Source organism: Pseudomonas sp. B12(2026), from assembly GCF_057767015.1.
The window spans coordinates 1,354,731-1,372,892 of sequence record NZ_CM173430.1 but is presented as its reverse complement, the minus strand read 5'-3'; the positions used below and the strand labels follow the sequence as shown (position 1 = coordinate 1,372,892).

21 protein-coding genes are annotated in these 18,162 nt (G+C 65.8%); 7 read left to right on the top strand and 14 right to left on the bottom strand.

Annotation, left to right across the window (positions count from 1 at the left end; all coding sequences use genetic code 11):
- Positions 1 to 317 precede the first annotated feature (317 nt).
- From AC3B6A_RS06465 to cmoB, 6 genes are all read left to right on the top strand, one after another.
- Positions 318 to 713, top strand: coding sequence for a protease inhibitor I42 family protein (locus tag AC3B6A_RS06465; RefSeq protein WP_488401466.1), 396 nt, complete (start codon positions 318 to 320; stop codon positions 711 to 713).
- A gap of 104 nt (positions 714 to 817) precedes the next feature.
- Positions 818 to 1,492, top strand: a complete 675-nt coding sequence (locus AC3B6A_RS06460; protein WP_488401465.1) for a lysoplasmalogenase — start codon at positions 818 to 820, stop codon at positions 1,490 to 1,492.
- Position 1,493: 1 nt separating this feature from the next.
- A complete protein-coding gene (locus AC3B6A_RS06455) occupies positions 1,494 to 2,243 on the top strand; it encodes a substrate-binding periplasmic protein (protein ID WP_488401464.1) in 750 nt (249 codons plus the stop codon).
- Between the two features lie 85 nt (positions 2,244 to 2,328).
- Positions 2,329 to 2,901, top strand: coding sequence for a hypothetical protein (locus tag AC3B6A_RS06450; RefSeq protein WP_488401463.1), 573 nt, complete (start codon positions 2,329 to 2,331; stop codon positions 2,899 to 2,901).
- Between the two features lie 113 nt (positions 2,902 to 3,014).
- The gene (cmoA, locus tag AC3B6A_RS06445; RefSeq protein WP_488401462.1) at positions 3,015 to 3,755 is read left to right on the top strand and encodes a carboxy-S-adenosyl-L-methionine synthase CmoA; all 741 of its coding nucleotides are present in this window, start codon (positions 3,015 to 3,017) and stop codon (positions 3,753 to 3,755) included.
- Positions 3,752 to 4,720 (top strand): tRNA 5-methoxyuridine(34)/uridine 5-oxyacetic acid(34) synthase CmoB, encoded by a 969-nt coding sequence (gene cmoB, locus AC3B6A_RS06440; protein WP_488401461.1) that lies wholly within the window; start codon positions 3,752 to 3,754, stop codon positions 4,718 to 4,720. The genes cmoA and cmoB overlap by 4 nt, the downstream gene beginning before the upstream one ends.
- A gap of 98 nt (positions 4,721 to 4,818) precedes the next feature.
- Here the strand turns inward: cmoB and pdxJ are convergent, their stop codons facing one another.
- The 12 genes from pdxJ to rpoE form a co-directional block, all read right to left on the bottom strand.
- Positions 4,819 to 5,562 (bottom strand): pyridoxine 5'-phosphate synthase, encoded by a 744-nt coding sequence (gene pdxJ / locus AC3B6A_RS06435; protein WP_488401460.1) that lies wholly within the window; start codon positions 5,560 to 5,562, stop codon positions 4,819 to 4,821.
- A complete protein-coding gene (gene recO / locus AC3B6A_RS06430; RefSeq protein WP_488401459.1) occupies positions 5,555 to 6,259 on the bottom strand; it encodes a DNA repair protein RecO in 705 nt (234 codons plus the stop codon). Before recO ends, pdxJ begins: the two co-directional genes overlap by 8 nt.
- Before the next feature lie 87 nt (positions 6,260 to 6,346).
- Positions 6,347 to 7,255, bottom strand: coding sequence for a GTPase Era (era, locus tag AC3B6A_RS06425; RefSeq protein WP_488401458.1), 909 nt, complete (start codon positions 7,253 to 7,255; stop codon positions 6,347 to 6,349).
- The gene (gene rnc, locus AC3B6A_RS06420) at positions 7,248 to 7,937 is read right to left on the bottom strand and encodes a ribonuclease III (protein WP_488401457.1); all 690 of its coding nucleotides are present in this window, start codon (positions 7,935 to 7,937) and stop codon (positions 7,248 to 7,250) included. The genes era and rnc overlap by 8 nt, the downstream gene beginning before the upstream one ends.
- Positions 7,934 to 8,311, bottom strand: a complete 378-nt coding sequence (locus AC3B6A_RS06415; RefSeq protein WP_488401456.1) for a DUF4845 domain-containing protein — start codon at positions 8,309 to 8,311, stop codon at positions 7,934 to 7,936. Before AC3B6A_RS06415 ends, rnc begins: the two co-directional genes overlap by 4 nt.
- A 144-nt stretch (positions 8,312 to 8,455) precedes the next feature.
- A complete protein-coding gene (gene lepB / locus AC3B6A_RS06410; protein WP_488401455.1) occupies positions 8,456 to 9,310 on the bottom strand; it encodes a signal peptidase I in 855 nt (284 codons plus the stop codon).
- Positions 9,311 to 9,315: 5 nt separating this feature from the next.
- Positions 9,316 to 11,115 (bottom strand): translation elongation factor 4, encoded by a 1,800-nt coding sequence (gene lepA / locus AC3B6A_RS06405; RefSeq protein ID WP_488401454.1) that lies wholly within the window; start codon positions 11,113 to 11,115, stop codon positions 9,316 to 9,318.
- Between the two features lie 149 nt (positions 11,116 to 11,264).
- Positions 11,265 to 12,689, bottom strand: a complete 1,425-nt coding sequence (locus AC3B6A_RS06400) for a DegQ family serine endoprotease (protein WP_488401453.1) — start codon at positions 12,687 to 12,689, stop codon at positions 11,265 to 11,267.
- Between the two features lie 40 nt (positions 12,690 to 12,729).
- Positions 12,730 to 13,185, bottom strand: a complete 456-nt coding sequence (locus AC3B6A_RS06395; protein WP_488401452.1) for a SoxR reducing system RseC family protein — start codon at positions 13,183 to 13,185, stop codon at positions 12,730 to 12,732.
- The gene (locus AC3B6A_RS06390) at positions 13,182 to 14,126 is read right to left on the bottom strand and encodes a MucB/RseB family sigma factor regulatory protein (RefSeq protein WP_488401451.1); all 945 of its coding nucleotides are present in this window, start codon (positions 14,124 to 14,126) and stop codon (positions 13,182 to 13,184) included. Before AC3B6A_RS06390 ends, AC3B6A_RS06395 begins: the two co-directional genes overlap by 4 nt.
- A gap of 20 nt (positions 14,127 to 14,146) precedes the next feature.
- Positions 14,147 to 14,734 (bottom strand): sigma-E factor negative regulatory protein, encoded by a 588-nt coding sequence (locus AC3B6A_RS06385; protein WP_488401450.1) that lies wholly within the window; start codon positions 14,732 to 14,734, stop codon positions 14,147 to 14,149.
- Between the two features lie 31 nt (positions 14,735 to 14,765).
- Entirely contained in the window at positions 14,766 to 15,350 is a 585-nt protein-coding gene (gene rpoE / locus AC3B6A_RS06380) for an RNA polymerase sigma factor RpoE/AlgU (protein ID WP_488401449.1), read from the bottom strand.
- Between the two features lie 459 nt (positions 15,351 to 15,809).
- Here rpoE and nadB point away from each other — a divergent pair, with 459 nt between their 5' ends.
- Entirely contained in the window at positions 15,810 to 17,426 is a 1,617-nt protein-coding gene (gene nadB / locus AC3B6A_RS06375; RefSeq protein WP_488401448.1) for an L-aspartate oxidase, read from the top strand.
- Here the strand turns inward: nadB and AC3B6A_RS06370 are convergent.
- Together AC3B6A_RS06370 and AC3B6A_RS06365 are read right to left on the bottom strand one after the other, a co-directional pair.
- Positions 17,395 to 17,847, bottom strand: a complete 453-nt coding sequence (locus AC3B6A_RS06370) for a protein YgfX (RefSeq protein ID WP_488401447.1) — start codon at positions 17,845 to 17,847, stop codon at positions 17,395 to 17,397. The genes nadB and AC3B6A_RS06370 overlap by 32 nt on opposite strands.
- Positions 17,831 to 18,085: an FAD assembly factor SdhE gene (locus AC3B6A_RS06365; RefSeq protein WP_488401446.1), complete on the bottom strand. Its 255-nt coding sequence runs from the start codon at positions 18,083 to 18,085 to the stop codon at positions 17,831 to 17,833. Before AC3B6A_RS06365 ends, AC3B6A_RS06370 begins: the two co-directional genes overlap by 17 nt.
- Positions 18,086 to 18,162 lie beyond the last annotated feature (77 nt).

The window sequence follows — 18,162 nt, the reverse complement described above, 5'->3', positions numbered from 1 at the left end:
GTTGTCGGGCCAGGGATGGCCCGTCAACGCGGGCCCCTGAAACTCCGATGGAGCGAGGGAACCCCGGCGAAGCCGGGGCCGGATGATGGGGCACAGACCTTTGCCCACTTTGGGTCGTTTGCCAAAGTGGGTCGCCCGAGGGGGCGAAACAAAAAGTCCCAGCACACGCCGAAGCGGCGCAGAAACACCCAATCCCGAAAGACAAAAAGCATCGCGGACAAAGTCCGCTCCTACGGCGGGCAACCACCCCACGGTCTTCCCTCGTCGTCCGATTGCGATATCCTGCGGCCAGTCTGGTCCCCACCCCAGGAGTCGTCATGCCGTCGTACCGCCTGTTGCTCCCCCTCTCCCTCGCCCTGCTCGCCGGCTGCGCCGGGCAGCCCAAACCCGTGGTCACCCTGGAAGACGCCAGCGACTGCAGCCCCCTGAAGCTGCACGAAGGCCAGGAACTGGTGCTGATCCTGCCGAGCAACCCCACCACCGGCTTCCGCTGGGAAATGCGCAACGCCGCCAACGGCCTGCTGCGCGCCCTCGGCCCCGAGGTCTACAGCAACCCGGAAGACGCCGGCCTGGTCGGCAGCGCTGGCGAATCCACCTGGCGCTTCCGCGTCAGCGGCGCTGGCGAAGACAAGCTGGAACTGGCCTACCGCCGCCCCTGGGAAGCGGAAGTGGCACCGGCGCAGACCTTCGTCTGCCCCATTTCCGTGAAGTAAGGCGTCGGCCCGGCGCCATAAGCCGCTCGCCCTGACGCCCTCGGCCTGTGGCGGCGTGGCGCGCTGCGGCACAGTGGCCGCACACTTTCACGGGAGGGAACCCCATGCGCTGGGCACTTGTGGCACTCATCGGCGGCATCGCCTACCTGCTCGCCGTCACCTTCGACCTGCCGCCCTTGCGCATGCTGTGCAAGCCGCTGCCGGTCCTCGCGCTGCTGTTCTGGGTGCTGGGTACGCCGGCCGACGCCTATCGGCGCTGGATCGCGGCGGGCCTGGTGCTGTCGATGCTCGGCGACATCCTGCTGGAATGGCCGGTCAACGCCTTCGTCCCCGGGCTCGCCACCTTCCTGCTGGCGCACCTGGCCTATCTGCTGGCCTACCTCGGCGATACCCGCCGCCTGGCCCCGGCGGGTTTGCTGTTCGCCGCCCTGCTGGGTGGCGGCCTGTTCGCCCTGCTCCACAGCCGCGGCCTGGGGCCGCTGCTGCTGCCGATCGCGCTCTACAGCCTGACCATCAGCTGCATGCTCTGGCGCGCCCTCGCCCGCCTGGGCTGCGCCGACCTGCCGGCCGCCAGTCGCAACCTCGCCGCCGTCGGCGCCCTGCTGTTCGTCGGCTCCGACGCGATGATCGGCATCAACCGGTTCGTCGGCGCCTTCGACGGTGCCTCCTACGCCATCATGCTCACCTACTGGCTCGGACAGTTCGGTATCGCCGCCTCGGTCACAAGCCGTCATCTGGCTCTGCCATACTCAGCGGGACAATCCACTCCGCGAGTCTGACATGCTGCGTTTTGCTGTGCCGGCTCTACTCCTGTGTACCGCGCTGATCGCCACCGCCGAGCCGCTGCGCCTGGCGGGGGACGACTGGTGCCCCTACCTCTGCCCGGACAACCCGGACAAACCCGGCTACCTGCTCGAAGCCCTGGCCCACCTCCTCGGCCAGCCTCCGGCCTTCGAGTCCCTGCCCTGGCCACGCGCCCTGCAAATGGCGCGCGAGGGCCTGGTGGACGGCGTGATCGGCGCCTATCCGGAGGAAACGCAAAGCCTGGCGATCGGCCGCGAACCCATCGGCTGGGTGACGATGCGCTTCTACACCCGCGCCGACAGCCAGTGGCAATTCCAGGGGCCGGCATCGCTGGACGACCAGTCCATCGGCCTCGCCCAGGGCTACTCCTACGGCCCGCAGTTGGATGCCTGGCGCGACAACCACCTGGACGATCACGAACAGGTGCAGGTGCTCAGCGGCGAACGGGTGCTGGAGCGCAACATCCAGAAGCTGCTGCTCGGCCGCATCAGCGTGCTGCTTGAGGACAGCCAGATCGTCGAGCACTATCTGCGTCGCCACCGCCTGTCCGAACAGGTTCGCGCCGCCGGACAGCTTGCCGATAAACGTCCCATGTACGTCGCCCTCAACCCCCGCCTGGAATCGGTGAAGGAGCGCCTGGCCGAGCTCGACGACGGCCTGCGCGAATTCCGCCGGAACGACCAGTGGAGGCCGCTGATGGAGGGATACGGAGTCGCTGTGGAATAGGCTTGCGAGGGCGTGAGAAAAGTCCGGCACAGCGCGTGGTCATCGGCTATAGATCAATTACAAGAGACGTGACAAGGGGAGCTCCATGCGTGCAGTAGTTCGCTCGATGATGTTGCTGGGAGCGTGCCTGATGCTCTCTGCCTGTGGCAGCCTGCTGCCCAGCGAACGTGCGGAAGTGCAATCACCTTTTCTGGATTACCAGGATGCACAGAGCCGCTTCAATCAGGTCGAGACGGGCAAGACCACCCGCTCGCAGCTCTATGCGCTGGGCTTCGACCCGTTGTCCCAGGGCAACGCCAAGATGCTCTCGTTCATCGATGTGCGCCTGCTGTTCGTGCAGCCCAACATTCCCATCGATTACCTGCCTGACGGCCTGATCACCTGCCTGCAGGCCAAGGACCGCTGCGTCGGCTATGCCTTCGACTTCAGCAAGACCGACAGCCAGCGGGTGGGCAGCTTCTGGGCGGACATCTTCAACTTCCGCAAGCGCCGCGAGGTCCAGGGCTGGTCGTTCCGCCCGGTGTTCGTGCTGATCGACGACGTGGTGGTGCACAAGACCAGCAACGGCGAGCCGAACATCCGCCGCCGGGAAGACAAGAAGAACCCGCTCGGCCCGCTGCAGGGCGCCGGCGAATACTTCTCCGACCAGCTCAAGTGACCCTCGTCCGCTAACGGTTGGGCACACCCCGCGCCTCGGCTACAATGCGCGCCCCGGCAAACCGGGCGCGCCGCGCCCGGTTGCCTGTTCAGCGTAACGAGGCCCCATCCAGCGTGAGCGAATCCGACCGCATCTTCGCCCAGCCGCAATCCCAGGTTCCCGACTTCACCTTCAACGAGGACGTGGTGCGCGTCTTCCCGGACATGATCAAGCGATCGGTGCCGGGCTACCCCACCATCGTCGAGAACATCGGCGTGCTCGGCGCGCGCTTCGCCGCCCCGAACAGCGTGCTCTACGACCTCGGCTGCTCCCTCGGCGCGGTGACCCAGGCGCTGCGCCGCCACGTGAAGACCGAAGGCTGCCGCGTGATCGGCGTGGACAATTCCGGGCCGATGATCGAGCGCTGTGGCGAATACCTGCGCGCCCAGGACGCCATGTACCAGGAACTGCTGCCGGTCGAGCTGATCGAGGCGGACATCCTCACCCTGGACCTCAAGCCCTGCTCGCTGATCGCGATGAACTTCACCCTGCAGTTCATCGCCCCCGAACAACGCCTGGAACTGCTTACCCGCCTGCGCCGCAGCCTGCTGCCGGGCGGCGCGCTGATCCTCTCAGAGAAACTGCGCTTCGCCGACGAGCAGGAGCACGAACTGCTCAGCGACCTGCACATCCACTTCAAGCGCGCCAATGGCTACAGCGAGCTGGAAATCGCCCAGAAACGCACCGCCATCGAGAACGTGATGCGCCCCGACACCCTGGAAACCCACCGCGAACGCCTGCTCGCCGCCGGCTTCTCCAAGGTCGTGCCCTGGTTCCAGTGCCTCAACTTCGCCTCCCTGATTGCCCTGCCATGATCGACCGCTTCGACCTCGACCGCCTCAGCCTTGAACTGGCCGGCACGCCCCTGCAGACCTGGGCCGAATCCCTCCCCGCGCAACTGGCCGCCAAGGTCGAGGATGGCCACGGCGACCTGGAGCGCTGGCTGGCGGCGGTGGATCGCCTGCCGGAGCTGACCGCGACGGCAGCGGAGCTGCGTGAGCACTTCACCCTGGAAGGCGCCTGCGACGAAGCTACCCGCGACCAGCTGAAACTGGCCCTGCAAGGGCTGATCCCGTGGCGCAAGGGGCCGTTCCACCTGTTTGGCGTGCACATCGACACCGAATGGCGCTCGGACTGGAAGTGGCAGCGGGTTGCCCCGCACATCGACCTGGCGGGCAAGCGCGTGCTCGATGTCGGCTGCGGCAACGGCTACTACCAGTGGCGCATGCTCGGCGCCGGCGCGCGCAGCGTAGTGGGGGTCGACCCGAACTGGCTGTTCTTCTGCCAGTTCCTCGCCATGAAGCGCTACCTGCCGGACCTGCCGGCCTGGCACCTGCCCTTCGCCCTGGAAGACCTGCCGGAGAAGCTGGAAGGCTTCGACACGGTGTTCTCCATGGGTGTGCTCTACCACCGCCGCTCGCCCATCGACCACCTGCTGGCGCTCAAGGACTGCCTGCGCCGTGGCGGTGAGCTGGTGCTGGAAACCCTGGTGGTGGACGGCGACGTGAACACCGTGCTGGTGCCCGAGGATCGCTATGCGCAGATGCGCAACGTGTGGTTCCTGCCGTCGGTGCCGGCGCTGGAGCTCTGGCTGCGCCGTGCGGGCTTCACCGACGTGCGCAGCGTCGATATCAGCCGCACCTCGGTGGAGGAGCAGCGCTCGACGGAGTGGATGCGCTACCAGTCGCTGCCAGACTTCCTCGATCCGGACAACCACAGCCGCACCATCGAAGGCCTGCCGGCGCCGCTGCGCGCCACGCTGGTGGCGCGCAAGCCTTAGGTTACGCCGGGTTCGCGAGCAAGCTCGCTCCTACGAAGAGCGACACCACGGTGACCGACTGACGTGTAAGAGCGAGCTTGCTCGCGAACCTCGGCGAATCAGCGATTCGCCGCCGCCACGATCAGCGCCTTCATCTCCGCCACGGCCTGCTTGAAGCCGACGAACAGCGCATGGGCGACGATCGCGTGGCCGATGTTCAGCTCGTTGATCCCGGCAATCGCCGCCACCGGCTCGGCGTTGTGATAGTGCAGGCCGTGGCCGGCGTTGACGATCAGCCCGTGGGACAGGCCGAACTCCACGCCATCGCGGATGCGCGCCAGCTCATGGGCGGCCTCAGCGGGGTTGTGGGCGTCGGCGTAGCGGCCGGTATGCAGCTCGACGGCCGGCGCGCCAATACGCGCGGAGGCTTCGATCTGGCGCGGCTCCGGGTCGATGAACAGCGACACCTCGCAGCCGGCGGCGGACAGGCGCTGCACCGCCGCGCGAATGCGCGCTTCCTGGCCGGCGACGTCCAGGCCGCCTTCGGTGGTCAGTTCCTGGCGGGTTTCCGGCACCAGGCAAACATGGGGCGGGCGGATGATCTCGGCGAAGGCCATCATCTCTTCGGTGACGCCCATCTCGAAGTTCATGCGGGTCTGCAGCACTTCGGCGAGCACGCGCACGTCGCGGTCCTGGATGTGCCGGCGGTCTTCGCGCAGGTGCACGGTGATGCCGTCGGCGCCGGCTTCCTCGGCGTCCAGCGCGGCTTTCACCGGATCGGGATAACGGGTGCCGCGGGCCTGGCGCAGCGTGGCGATGTGGTCGATGTTCACACCCAGCAGGATACGGTTGGCTTCAGTCACGGGAGTTGTCCTTGCGATTCATGAATAGCTCGCGGCTGACCAGAGGTCGACCGCCGAGATGGGGTGCCAGGGCCTGGCGCATCAGGCGCTTGGCCGCCGCCAGGGCGCCGGGGGCGCTCCAGTCCGCTTCGGCCATGGCCAGCAGGTCGGCGCCATGGAACAGCCCCGGCTGCAGGCTGCCGACCGGTTCCAGGCCGGAGTCCGGCAGCAGACGGTAGAGGCCGTCGGGCGCCACCGGTTGGCCGACGATATCGCTGTCCAAGGAAAAACCATAGCCCAGCTCGTCCAGCAGTCGCCATTCGAAGGAGCGCAGCAGCGGCTCCAGCGGGCTGCCCGCCGCCAGCAGCGGCAAGGTCGCCTGGTAATGCTCGAACAGCGCGGGATGCGGGTCTTCCGCCGGCAGCAGACGGATCAGCAGTTCGTTCAGGTACAGGCCGCTGAACAGCGCTTCGCCGCTCAGCAGGTTGGGAATGCCGTTGGCCTCCAGGCGCGCCACGTTCTTCAGCTCGCTGCGCCCACGGAACTCGGCCTCCAGCGGCACGAAAGGCCGCGCCAGCGCGCCGGCCTTGCCCCGTGCGCCGCGCAGCACGGCGCGCAGCCGGCCCTGCGGCGTGAGGAAATCCACCAGCGCGCTGGTTTCCTTGTAGGCGCGGCTGTGCAGGACGAAGGCGGCTTGGGCGGGAGAAGCGAGGCTCATGGCGCTGCGCCTGGAATCGGGTTCGGGAAGCGGGCGCATTCGGGCGCCCGGGGTGCGCCCCGCGAATGGCTCGCGGGGCGTCGCGCGTCAGAGGTCGCCGTAGCCCAGCGAACGCAGCGCGCGCTCGTCGTCGGACCAGCCGCCCTTCACTTTCACCCAGAGGTTGAGCATGACCTTGGAGTCGAACAGCACTTCCATGTCCTTGCGGGCGTTCTGGCCGATGCTTTTGATGCGCTCGCCCTTCTCGCCGATGATGATCTTCTTCTGGCCGTCGCGTTCCACCAGGATCAGCGCGTGGATGTGCAGGATCGGGCCGTCCTGCTTGAATTCCTCGATCTCCACGGTGACCTGGTACGGCAGCTCGGCGCCGAGCTGGCGCATGATCTTCTCGCGCACCAGTTCGGCGGCGAGGAAGCGGCTGCTGCGGTCGGTGATCTGGTCTTCGGGGAAGAAGTGCTCGTTCTCGGGCAGGCGCTCGGCGACCAGGCCTTCGAGAATGTCCAGGTTCTGTCCGTGCTGGGCGGAGATCGGCACCACTTCAGCCTGCGGCAGCTGTTCGGCCAGCCATTGCAGGTGCGGCAGCAGCTCGGCCTTGTCTTCCATGCGGTCGACCTTGTTCACCGCCAGGATGATCGGGCAGCTCACGTGCTTCACCTTGTCGAAGACCATCTGGTCCTCTTCGGTCCAGCGGGTGCGGTCGACGACGAAGATCACCACGTCGACGTCCTTCAGCGCGGCGCTGGCCGAACGGTTCATGTAGCGGTTGAGCGCCTTGTCGTTGTCCTTGTGCAGGCCGGGGGTATCGACGTACACCGCCTGCACATAGCCCTCGGTCTTGATGCCCAGCAGGGTGTGGCGGGTGGTCTGCGGCTTGCGCGAGGTAATGGCCAGCTTCTGCCCGAGGACATGGTTGAGCAGGGTCGACTTGCCGACGTTGGGGCGGCCGACGATGGCCACATAGCCGCAACGGCTGGTTTCGTGCTGGTGTTCAGTCATGGCCATTCTCCACGCCCAGGGCCGCCAGCGCGGCGGCGGCGGCCACCTGCTCGGCGATGCGACGACTGCCGCCGTGGCCATGGGTCTTGTCGTTCAGCAGGGCAACCTCGCACTCGACGAAGAAGGTGCGGCAATGCGGCTCGCCCTGGATATCCACCACGTCGTAACGCGGCAACTCGCACCCGCGCGATTGCAGGAACTCCTGCAGGCGGGTCTTGGGGTCCTTGTTGGTATCCACCGGGGTCAGCTCGCGCAGCTGCGGGCCGAGCCAGGCCATGATCCGCTCGCGGGCGGAGTCCATGCCGGTATCCAGGTAGATGGCGCCGATCAGTGCCTCCATGGCGTCGGCCAGGATCGACTCGCGGCGGAAACCGCCGCTCTTCAGCTCGCCGGAGCCCAGACGCAGGTAGTCGCCCAGTTCGAAGCCCCGGGCCAGCAGGGCCAGGGTCTCGCCCTTCACCAGGCGCGCGCGCAGGCGCGACAGCTGTCCCTCGCGGGCCTGGGGAAAGTGGCTGAACAGGGCTTCGCCGATGACGAAGTTGAGGATGGCGTCGCCGAGGAACTCCAAGCGCTCATTGTTGCGCCCAGCGAAACTGCGATGGGTCAGCGCCAGGACCATCAGGTCCTGGTCGCGGAAGGTATAGCCAAGCTTGCGCTCGAGTCGATCCAGACTGTTATTCACGGCATTCGTACACGGAATTCTTTGTCGAAGCGGACCACCAGGTCGATGTTCTGCACCAGCGGCTCGCGTTTTTCGTATTTCAGGTGGGCGCGGAACTCGTTGTTCTCGAGCTTCACGTCCAGCGCGTCTTCCAGCTTGAGGTCGCGGATACTGTTGATCATCAGCGCCTTGTCCACGTAAGAGTAGAACTCCGGAACGCTGCGGACCTCCGCGGCCTTGTCGGTTTCCACCGAGGTAATGGCCTTCTCGATGGAGTAGTAGTCCAGGTAGTGCGGAATGATCTTGAACGCCGCGCTGGCCAGGAACGCCACCACGGCGAGTACCACCAGCCAGCTCAGCAGGGACAGGCCCTTCTGCGAACGCGCGTACTTCATATCGACCTCATGTCGGTATCGTTCTTGTTGTCCGCCAAACGCGGCGGGTCCAAGTGCAAGCGGGGCTGCCCCGCTCCCCGCGTGCAGCCCCGCCCGGGTTTCTAGCATCGTTCGCCGCCCGCGGGCTTCGAACGCCTCACAACTTTAGTGGATCACACCCACCCGTGAGAAATTCGGCAGGTTGCGCTGCTTCGGTTCCGGCCAGCTCATCCACACCGCGAAGGCCTTGCCGACGATGTTGCGGTCCGGAACCATGCCCAGCAGCGCCTTCGGGATCTTCGGGTCGCTCCAGTAGCGGCTGTCGTTGGAGTTGTCGCGGTTGTCGCCCATCATGAAGTAATGCTCGGCCGGCACTGTCCACTGCCTGCCCGGCTCGATGCGGTAACGGGTCATCTCCTCGCGGATCAGGTGTTCCACCGAGCCCAGCTTCTCCTTGTACAGCGTCACGCTGCCCAGGCTGCCCGGCTCCTCGCCCACCAGCGTCTCGGCGACCGGCTCGTCGTTGATGTACAGGTGCTTGTCGCTGGTATAGCGGATGGTGTCGCCGGGAACGCCGATCACCCGCTTGATGTAGTTGATGTTCGGATCGCTGGGATAGCGGAACACCATGACGTCGCCACGCTGCGGATCGCCCACCGGGATCACCTTGGTGTCCAGCACCGGCAGGCGGATGCCGTAGGCGAACTTGTTGACCAGGATGAAGTCGCCCACTTCCAGGGTCGGCTTCATCGAACCGGACGGGATCTGGAACGGCTCGACGAGGAAGGAACGCAGCACCAGCACGATGAACAGTACGGGGAAGAACGACTTGCCATACTCGACCAGCACCGGTTCCTTGTTCAGTTTTTCCAGCACTTCCGGATCAGGCTCGCTGACCGTGCCCTCATAGGCGGAAATGGCTGCCCGGCGGCGCGGTGCGAACAGCACCAGGTCCACCAGGGCGAGAACGCCGCACACAGCGACGGCAATCACCAGCAACAGCGGGAAATTCAGGGTCATAGGGTTCAACTGTCCACTTTGAGCACGGCGAGGAAGGCTTCCTGGGGAATCTCCACGCTACCGACCTGCTTCATCCTTTTCTTACCGGCCTTCTGCTTTTCCAGCAGCTTGCGTTTACGGCTCACGTCACCGCCGTAGCACTTGGCCAGCACGTTCTTCCTGAGCGCCTTGACCGTCGAGCGGGCGATGATCTGCCCACCGATGGCCGCTTGAATCGCGACGTCGAACATCTGCCGCGGAATCAGTTCCTTCATCTTCTCCACCAACTGACGCCCCTTGTAGGGAGCGTTGTCGCGGTGGACGATCAGGGCGAGGGCGTCGACCTTCTCGCCGTTGATCAGCACGTCGAGACGGACCAGGTTGGCCGGCTCGAAGCGATCGAAGCTGTAATCCAGCGAAGCATAGCCGCGGCTGGTGGACTTCAGGCGGTCGAAGAAGTCCAGCACCACTTCGTTCATCGGCAGATCGTAGATCACCTGGACCTGGCCGCTGAGGAAGTGCATGTCGCGCTGTACGCCACGCTTTTCGATACACAGGGTAATGACGTTGCCCAGGTGCTCCTGAGGCACAAGGATGGTGGCACGGCAGATCGGCTCGCGCATCTCGTCGATGGACGAAAGATCGGGCAGCTTGGACGGGTTGTCGACATAGAGGATGTCGCCGTTCTTCTGCACGATCTCGTAGATCACCGTCGGCGCGGTGGTGATCAGGTCCAGGTCGTACTCGCGCTCCAGGCGCTCCTGGATGATCTCCATGTGCAGCATGCCGAGGAAGCCGATGCGGAAGCCGAAGCCCAGGGCCTCGGAGCTTTCCGGCTCGAACTGCAGCGCGGCGTCGTTCAGGGTCAGCTTCTGCAGGGCCTCGCGGAAGTCCTCGAAGTCGTCGGAGCTGACCGGGAACAGGCCGGCGTAGACCTGCGGCTTGATGCGCTGGAAGCCCGGCAGCACGTCCACGTCGGGGGTGTTGGAGAGGGTCAGGGTATCGCCCACCGGCGCGCCGTGGATGTCCTTGATGCCGGCGATGATGAAGCCCACTTCGCCGGCCTTGAGGTCGGCCATTTCGGTGTGTTTCGGGGTGAAGACGCCGACGCTGTCCACCTGGTGGAGCTTGCCGGTGGACTTCACCAGGATCTTGTCGCCCTTCCTGACACGGCCGTGCTTGACGCGCACCAGCGAGACCACGCCCAGGTAGTTGTCGAACCAGGAATCGATGATCAGCGCCTGCAGCGGCGCGTCGATCTCGCCTTCGGGCGCCGGGATGGAGCCGACCAGGCGCTCCAGCACGTCTTCCACGCCCATTCCGCTCTTGGCCGAGCAGGCCACGGCGTCGGTGGCGTCGATGCCGATGATGCTTTCGATCTCGTCCTTCACGCGGTCCGGATCGGCCTGCGGCAGGTCCATCTTGTTCAGCACCGGCATGACTTCCAGGCCCTGCTCGATGGCGGTGTAGCAGTTGGCCACCGATTGCGCCTCAACGCCCTGGCCGGCATCCACCACCAGCAGCGCGCCTTCGCAGGCGGCCAGCGAGCGGCTGACTTCGTAGGTGAAGTCGACGTGGCCGGGGGTGTCGATGAAGTTCAGCTGGTAGGTCTTACCGTCCTTCGCCTTGTAGTGCAGGGTGACGCTGTGCGCCTTGATGGTGATGCCGCGCTCGCGCTCCAGGTCCATGGAGTCGAGGACCTGCGCCTCCATCTCGCGATCGGACAGGCCGCCGCAGATCTGGATGAAGCGGTCAGCCAGCGTCGACTTGCCATGGTCGATGTGGGCGATGATGGAGAAATTGCGGATATGACTCAGGTCACTCACGGCTGAACACACTCGGAAGGCTGAAGGCGGCAATCCGCCGAAAAATAGCCGGGAAGTTTACCTGACTGCAGACCCGTACGCCACGCCGCACCGGACGGTCAGGCATGAAAAAGGGCGGTCGAAACCGCCCTTTTCCTGCTGCCCGAGCCTTACTCGGTCAGTTTGAACGTGATGAAGCTCGCACGTCCCTGACGCAGCACGCGCATGGAGATGGAGCGATCCTTCGGCAATTCCTTGGCGATCTCGCTGAAGGCCTTGGAAGAATCCACCGCGCGGTTGTTCAGGTGCGTGATCACATCGCCCGGACGCAGGCCGACCGACGCAGCCGGACCACCCTGGACTTCCTTGATCACCACGCCGCCCTTGATGTCCAGCGACTTGCGTTGCTCGCTGGTCAGCTCGGCGACGGTCACACCCAGGCGGTTGCTGCTGCGCTCGGCGCCCTTGCCTTCGACGGAGGCGATTTCCTCGTCTTCGTCCGGCAGGTTGCCGATGGGCATGTTCAGCGTCTTGCGGTTGCCGTCACGGATGATTTCCATGGTCGCCTTGTCGCCCGGCTTCATACCGCCCACCAGATGCGGCAGATCGGCCGACTGGATGATGGCCTGGCCGTTCAGGCTGAGGATCACATCGCCCACCTGCAGGCCGCCCTTGGCCGCCGGGCCGTCTTCGACCAGCTGCGCCACCAGGGCGCCGGACGGCTTGTCCAGCCCGAAGGATTCGGCCAGATCCTTGTTCACTTCCTGGATCACCACGCCCAGCCAGCCGCGACTGACCTTGCCGCCCGCCTTCAACTGATCGGCGACGTTCATCGCCACATCGATCGGAATCGCGAAGGAAAGGCCCATGAAACCGCCGGAGCGGGTGAAGATCTGCGAGTTGATCCCGACCACCTCACCCTGCAGGTTCAACAGCGGACCACCGGAGTTGCCCGGGTTGATCGCCACGTCGGTCTGGATGAACGGCACGTAGTTCTCGTTCGGCAGGCTGCGGCCCTTGGCGCTGACGATACCGGCGGTCACCGAGTGGTCGAAGCCGAACGGCGAACCGATGGCCAGCACCCACTCGCCGACCTTCAGCTTGTCGGAAACGCCCATCTTGAGGGTCGGCAGGTTCTTGGCGTCGATCTTCAGCACCGCGACGTCGCTGCGCGGATCGGCACCGATCAGCTTGGCCTTGTGCTCGCTGCGGTCGGACAGACGCACTAGAATCTCGTCGGCATCGGCCACCACGTGGTTGTTGGTCAGGATGTAGCCATCATCGGAAATGATGAAGCCCGAACCCAGGGACTGCGCCTCGCGCTGCTGCCCGCGGGGCGGCTGGCCCTGCTGGCCACGGGGGATGCTGCGCTCGAAGAATTCGCGCAGGCCCGGCGGCAGGCCCTCCAGGTCCGGAATGCCCATCTGGGCGTTCGAGCGGTCCGGGAGTTTCTGGGTGGTACTGATATTGACGACTGCCGGCGACGCCTTTTCGACCAGCGGCGTGAAGTCCGGTAGTTCGGCGCGCGCGGTGACCGACAGGCTCAAGGCCAGCAGGGTCACCAGCGCAGCCATGCTGCGTTTCAGGGTTTGCATTGACTTACAGCTCCCATGATGTTGATTGGGAAAGACATTATTAAACCGGGCCGAGCGGCCCACCGACCAGCGCACGCAGCACAACCGGTTGCATCGCCGGATCATTCGAATGACGTCGCGCCTGGCGACGCACGAACAGCCAGGCCAGCAGGAATCCCGCCAGCCCGGCCGCCATGACCAGAGGCTCCCCGAGACCGATTCGCGCCGCCAGAAGCGCCAGCGCGAACAGCCCAAGCAAAGGGGAAAGATAGAAGAGTAGAACACTCTTCAGGAGAAGGTCCTCGCCCACGCCCAGCACGACTTCGTCGCCAGGCGCCAGCTTCAGCGAAGACAGGGCGCGCACACGGCCACGCCCCTTAACGACGCCCAGCCGCCCCAGGAGACCCTGGGCGCAGCCGGCGTTCATGGAACATCCCGAGCAGGTAGAAAGGTGCAGCGTTTCAACCCAGACCGCTCCAGGCTCGATCGCTACCACCCTCCCCCGCTCTTCGATCACTCTGACCGGGCTCCCGCTGGCCGCATGGACAGCGCCACCCGCTCAGCCGTACCGCTGGGTATCTCGCCCACGACGGTCACCATGGTGCCGCCATCGTCACTGGCGTAACGCCGGGACACGACCGTCGTCGGCCCCAACTGGGTTCGCGCATCATCCACCTTCGCCCCGTGCAGCGGTTCGAGGAACACCGAGAAACGCGCCAGGCCGTCGCCGTAGGCCAGGCAGAGCACCTGGTCATCCGACACCGGGCTGCGCTGCTGCCGGGCACTGTTGAGGGTGAACCCCGGCGGAACCCACTCCGAATGCCAGCCGGGATTGACGCCGGCACCCTTGACTTCCCTGACCGGCTGGCAGGCCGCCGTCGGCTGCAGCGCGGCGGCGTCAGGGGCCGTCAGGTCGATGCGGGTGAACTGCAGCCGCTCGATGATCTGCCCCTTGTCGTTGAGCAGCAGGGACTTGAGCGACAGACCGGTTTCCTTGTCCAGATGGAGCTCGAAACCGTAGCGGTGCTGGTCGCGCGGCACCACCGCCAGCACCACGGCCGGGCGATCGGCGACGCGCGATTCGCCGACCACGCGAATGTCGTACCAGGACGAAAGCTCCCGGGGATTCAGCCGGCGCGCCGGCCAGAGCTCGCCCCTCGCCATCTGCCCGGCCATGCCGCCGCCCACGCACTGGGTGGCGCCATCGACCCGCAGGACCTCCTGGCGCGGCCCGTCGGCCTGCACCAGGCGCTCGCGCACCGAACCATCGGCATCGACCCGGTGCCAGATGTCATGCGTCGAGAAGGTGCCGCTGCGCTCGTAGACGAACGTGCCCTGGAAATTCTGTTGCCGGTCTGCGTCAGAGAGACGTTTGATCCAGTCCAACGCATCGGCGGCCTGCAGTGGCAATGCCAGCAGACCGCCCAGGATGAACAGCAGTGCTGTAGTCGCGCGCATGTCGCCCCTTGAGATCGCAGTCAGCGGCTTTCCAGACTTGCCGCACGAGCGTAAGGCAGGGCGCTGTCGCCGCTCACCTCGGACTGTTGCGCATGTTGACGCAGGTAACCCGGAAGACGCTGCTCGTGCCAGGTGGTCTGCCCGTTCCGGGCATTGGTGATCACCTGCGGCGCCTCGTCCTGGGTGTAGCCCGCCAGTACCGCCGGCCCCTGCACTTGCGGCAGGGCGATCTGCTGCTGGGTGGAGGAGGCCTGTTGGGCCAGGCCGTTGGCGACGCCCTCGTCCTGATGGTACAGGCGAACGCCCGCCAGCACGGCCAGGGTCACCGAGGCGGCCACCGCCAGGCGGCCGATGTTGCGCCACGGATTGCGCTCGCTGGGCGCTGGCACGGCTTCATCGGCCAGGGCCGAGGATACGGCGGCGGCGATATCCAGCTTTGGCATCGCCGGCTCCCGGTGCATCACGGCACGGGCCAGTTGATAACGGGACCAGGTGGCCCGCAATTCGGCGTCCTCGCCGCAGGCTGCAAGCACTCGCCGCAGCTCAAGCTCATCCGCCTCGTTATCCATGACAGCGGACAGCGACTCCTGCAGGGCTTCACGACTCATAGCGGTACCTCTCTTGGCTGTTGCCGCTGTATCAGGCTTCTTCATGCAACAAAGGCTGCAAAGCTTTGTCGATCGCTTCCCGCGCACGGAATATCCGTGAGCGGACCGTTCCCACCGGACACTGCATCACGGTGGCGATATCTTCGTAACTCAGGCCTTCGAACTCACGCAGGGTCAAGGCCGTGCGCAGATCCTCCGGCAGCTGCTGAATGGTGCGATGGACTGTTTCCTCGATTTCATCCCGCAGCATGGCTCTTTCCGGCGACTCGATGTCCTTCAGGGCATGGTCGCCCTCGAAGAATTCCGCGTCTTCCGCCGTGACATCGCTGTCCGGCGGACGCCGACCGCGCGCCACCAGGTGGTTCTTCGCGGTGTTGATGGCGATACGGTACAGCCAAGTATAAAAGGCACTATCGCCTCGGAAGTTGCCCAAGGCGCGATACGCCTTGATGAACGCTTCCTGTGCAACATCCTGGGCTTCCTGGGCGTCGTGCACGAAGCGCACGATCAGCCCGAGAATCTTGTGCTGGTACTTTAGTACCAACAAATCGAAAGCCCGCTTGTCTCCGCGCTGTACCCGTTCAACCAGTTGCTGATCCTGTTCCTGGGTTAGCATGAATGCTCCTCTACGGACCCGGAGGAGCTTCGAGCACCCTGGTGAATCGTCCTGCCAAGATAGACTCGGGACCTCTGCAAAAGTTCTCCCCTCCAAGCATGCGCCGCGCATTTTTTTCACATTTGCGGCAACCGGCCCCGGACATCCGTCCGAAACCCGTCGAATTCAACTGTATCGGGCGAAACACCCGCACTCGCTCCGCGCGGGCCAGGCCTGCGCGAAAGCGACTTAAGGTATTCCGTGTTGGAACCGGAACGACTAAAAAAGTTCCGGCGATTTGCCACGATCCGTCACCCTTGATGCAACGCCAGCGCACCTGGCTTCACGGCATGAGCGGGAATCCGCGGAATCCGCCCTGCGACTGCCGCGCACTCCAGGCGCCTGCGATGTCATCGGTTCGCCAGTATTGTGCCGTGGCACCCTTCTATATACTAGGGCGCCTTTTTGGTGGAGCCGGATATGAGTCAGCACTTCCAGCATGATGTATTGGTGATCGGCAGCGGGGCCGCCGGCCTGACGCTCGCCCTGACTCTGCCCGCGCACCTGCGCATCGCCGTCCTGAGCAAGGGCGAACTGTCCCAGGGTTCCACCTTCTGGGCCCAGGGCGGGGTCGCCGCCGTGCTCGACGACACCGACACCGTCGAGTCCCACGTCGAGGACACCCTGGTCGCCGGCGCCGGCCTGTGCCGCGAAGACGCCGTGAAGTTCACCGTCGAGCATAGCCGCGAAGCCATCCAGTGGCTGATCGAACAGGGCGTGCCCTTCACCCGCGACCACGAGCCGGGGCGCGAGGACGGCGGGTTCGAGTTCCACCTGACCCGCGAAGGCGGCCACAGCCACCGCCGCATCATCCACGCCGCCGACGCCACCGGCGCGGCCATCTTCAATACCCTGCTGGAGCAGGCGCGCCAGCGGCCGAACATCGAACTGCTGCCGCAGCGGGTCGCTGTCGACCTGATCACCGAGCGCAAGCTCGGCATGCAGGGCCAGCGCTGCCTGGGCGCCTACGTGCTGGATCGCGGCACCGGCGAGGTCGACACCTTCGGCGCCCGCTTCACCGTGCTCGCCTCCGGCGGCGCCAGCAAGGTCTACCTCTATACCAGCAACCCGGACGGCAACTCCGGCGACGGCATCGCCATGGCCTGGCGCGCCGGCTGCCGGGTCGGCAACCTGGAATTCAACCAGTTCCACCCGACCTGCCTGTACCACCCGCAGGCCAAGAGTTTCCTGATCACCGAAGCCCTGCGCGGCGAAGGCGCGCTGCTGCGCCTGCCCAGCGGCGAGCGGTTCATGCAGCGCTTCCACCCGCTCGCCGAGCTGGCGCCGCGCGACGTCGTGGCCCGTGCCATCGACCACGAGATGAAGCGCCTGGGCATCGACTTCGTCTACCTGGACATCAGCCACAAACCGGCCGAGTTCGTCCGCGAGCACTTCCCCACGGTCTACGAGCGCTGCCTGGACTTCGGCATCGACATCACCCGCGAGCCGATCCCGGTGGTGCCGGCGGCGCACTACACCTGCGGCGGCGTGCTCGTCGACCAGCACGGCCATACCGACGTGCCGAACCTCTACGCCATCGGCGAGACCACCTTCACCGGCCTGCACGGCGCCAACCGCATGGCGAGCAATTCCCTGCTGGAATGCTTCGTCTACGCCCGCTCGGCCGCCGCCGACATCGTCGGCAAGCTCGCCCGCGCGCCCGCCCCCGCCGGCCTGCCGAGCTGGGACGCGAGCCAGGTGACCGATTCGGACGAAGACGTGATCATCGCGCACAACTGGGACGAGCTGCGGCGCTTCATGTGGGACTACGTCGGCATCGTGCGCACCAACAAGCGCCTGGCCCGCGCGCAGCACCGCGTGCGCCTGCTGCTGGACGAGATCGACGAGTTCTACAGCAACTACAAGGTCAGCCGCGACCTGATCGAACTGCGCAATCTGGCGCAGGTGGCCGAGCTGATCATCAACTCCGCCATGCAGCGCCACGAGAGCCGTGGCCTGCACTACACCCTGGACTACCCGGACCTGCTGCCCGAGGCCCGCGACACTATCCTGGCGCCGCCCACCTATTGCGGCTGAAGCGCAGCCTCACCCGCAGGCGCCGGTGGATTTCCGGCGCCAGGGCGTCGGCCGGCACGCAGGCGCTGCGCGTCAGCCACTGACCGGGACGGCGGAAACGCAGCACGACCAGCGCCGGCAGCGCCAGGCTGTCCGGCGCCAGCTGCACCGGCTGCCAGCCATCGCGCTCGCGCCACAACTGCCAGCCCGCCGCGTCGTGGCGCAGGCCGCGCACGGCGGAGGCGCCGCGCAGCAGTACCTGGCGCGGCAGAACACACCACGCGTGCAGCGCACAGGCCAGCAGGCCGAGCCAGCTCAGGGAAGCGGGAATGGCAGCGAGGAACAGCGCCAGGACGGCGAGCGACTGCGCGCCGAGATAGGCCGCCAGCAGCCGGTTGGACGGTCGCCAGCGGCATTCGAAGGGATCACTTCGGCTGGACACGGTCCAGGATCATGCGAACGATGCGGCGCAGGTCGGCGTCGTCCGGCTCGCCGCGCTGCATGAACCAGCCGAACATGTCCTGATCCTCGCACTCCAGCAGCTTGCGGAAGCGCGCCTGATCGTCCGCCGGCAGGCCCGGGTAGACCTCCTGCACGAAAGGCACCAGCAGGACGTCCAGCTCCAGCATGCCGCGGCGGCTGTGCCAGAAAAGGCGTTTGAGTTCGGTTTCGTCGGTCATCTGCGGGTCCTCGGCAATACATCGGATCGCTCGCGCCACCAGTGGCCGGCGTGAGCCGAGCGGCATTATACGCATGC

Coding starts and splice junctions, on each gene's coding strand:
- AC3B6A_RS06385 (WP_488401450.1), bottom strand. CDS start 14,734: ATGAGTCGTGAAGCCCTGCAGGAGTCGCTGTCCGCTGTCATGGATAAC.
- AC3B6A_RS06465 (WP_488401466.1), top strand. CDS start 318: ATGCCGTCGTACCGCCTGTTGCTCCCCCTCTCCCTCGCCCTGCTCGCC.
- AC3B6A_RS06365 (WP_488401446.1), bottom strand. CDS start 18,085: ATGACCGACGAAACCGAACTCAAACGCCTTTTCTGGCACAGCCGCCGC.
- recO (WP_488401459.1), bottom strand. CDS start 6,259: ATGAGCCTCGCTTCTCCCGCCCAAGCCGCCTTCGTCCTGCACAGCCGC.
- AC3B6A_RS06450 (WP_488401463.1), top strand. CDS start 2,329: ATGCGTGCAGTAGTTCGCTCGATGATGTTGCTGGGAGCGTGCCTGATG.
- AC3B6A_RS06415 (WP_488401456.1), bottom strand. CDS start 8,311: ATGAAGTACGCGCGTTCGCAGAAGGGCCTGTCCCTGCTGAGCTGGCTG.
- lepB (WP_488401455.1), bottom strand. CDS start 9,310: ATGACCCTGAATTTCCCGCTGTTGCTGGTGATTGCCGTCGCTGTGTGC.
- AC3B6A_RS06455 (WP_488401464.1), top strand. CDS start 1,494: ATGCTGCGTTTTGCTGTGCCGGCTCTACTCCTGTGTACCGCGCTGATC.
- nadB (WP_488401448.1), top strand. CDS start 15,810: ATGAGTCAGCACTTCCAGCATGATGTATTGGTGATCGGCAGCGGGGCC.
- era (WP_488401458.1), bottom strand. CDS start 7,255: ATGACTGAACACCAGCACGAAACCAGCCGTTGCGGCTATGTGGCCATC.
- AC3B6A_RS06400 (WP_488401453.1), bottom strand. CDS start 12,689: ATGCAAACCCTGAAACGCAGCATGGCTGCGCTGGTGACCCTGCTGGCC.
- AC3B6A_RS06390 (WP_488401451.1), bottom strand. CDS start 14,126: ATGCGCGCGACTACAGCACTGCTGTTCATCCTGGGCGGTCTGCTGGCA.
- cmoB (WP_488401461.1), top strand. CDS start 3,752: ATGATCGACCGCTTCGACCTCGACCGCCTCAGCCTTGAACTGGCCGGC.
- rpoE (WP_488401449.1), bottom strand. CDS start 15,350: ATGCTAACCCAGGAACAGGATCAGCAACTGGTTGAACGGGTACAGCGC.
- AC3B6A_RS06460 (WP_488401465.1), top strand. CDS start 818: ATGCGCTGGGCACTTGTGGCACTCATCGGCGGCATCGCCTACCTGCTC.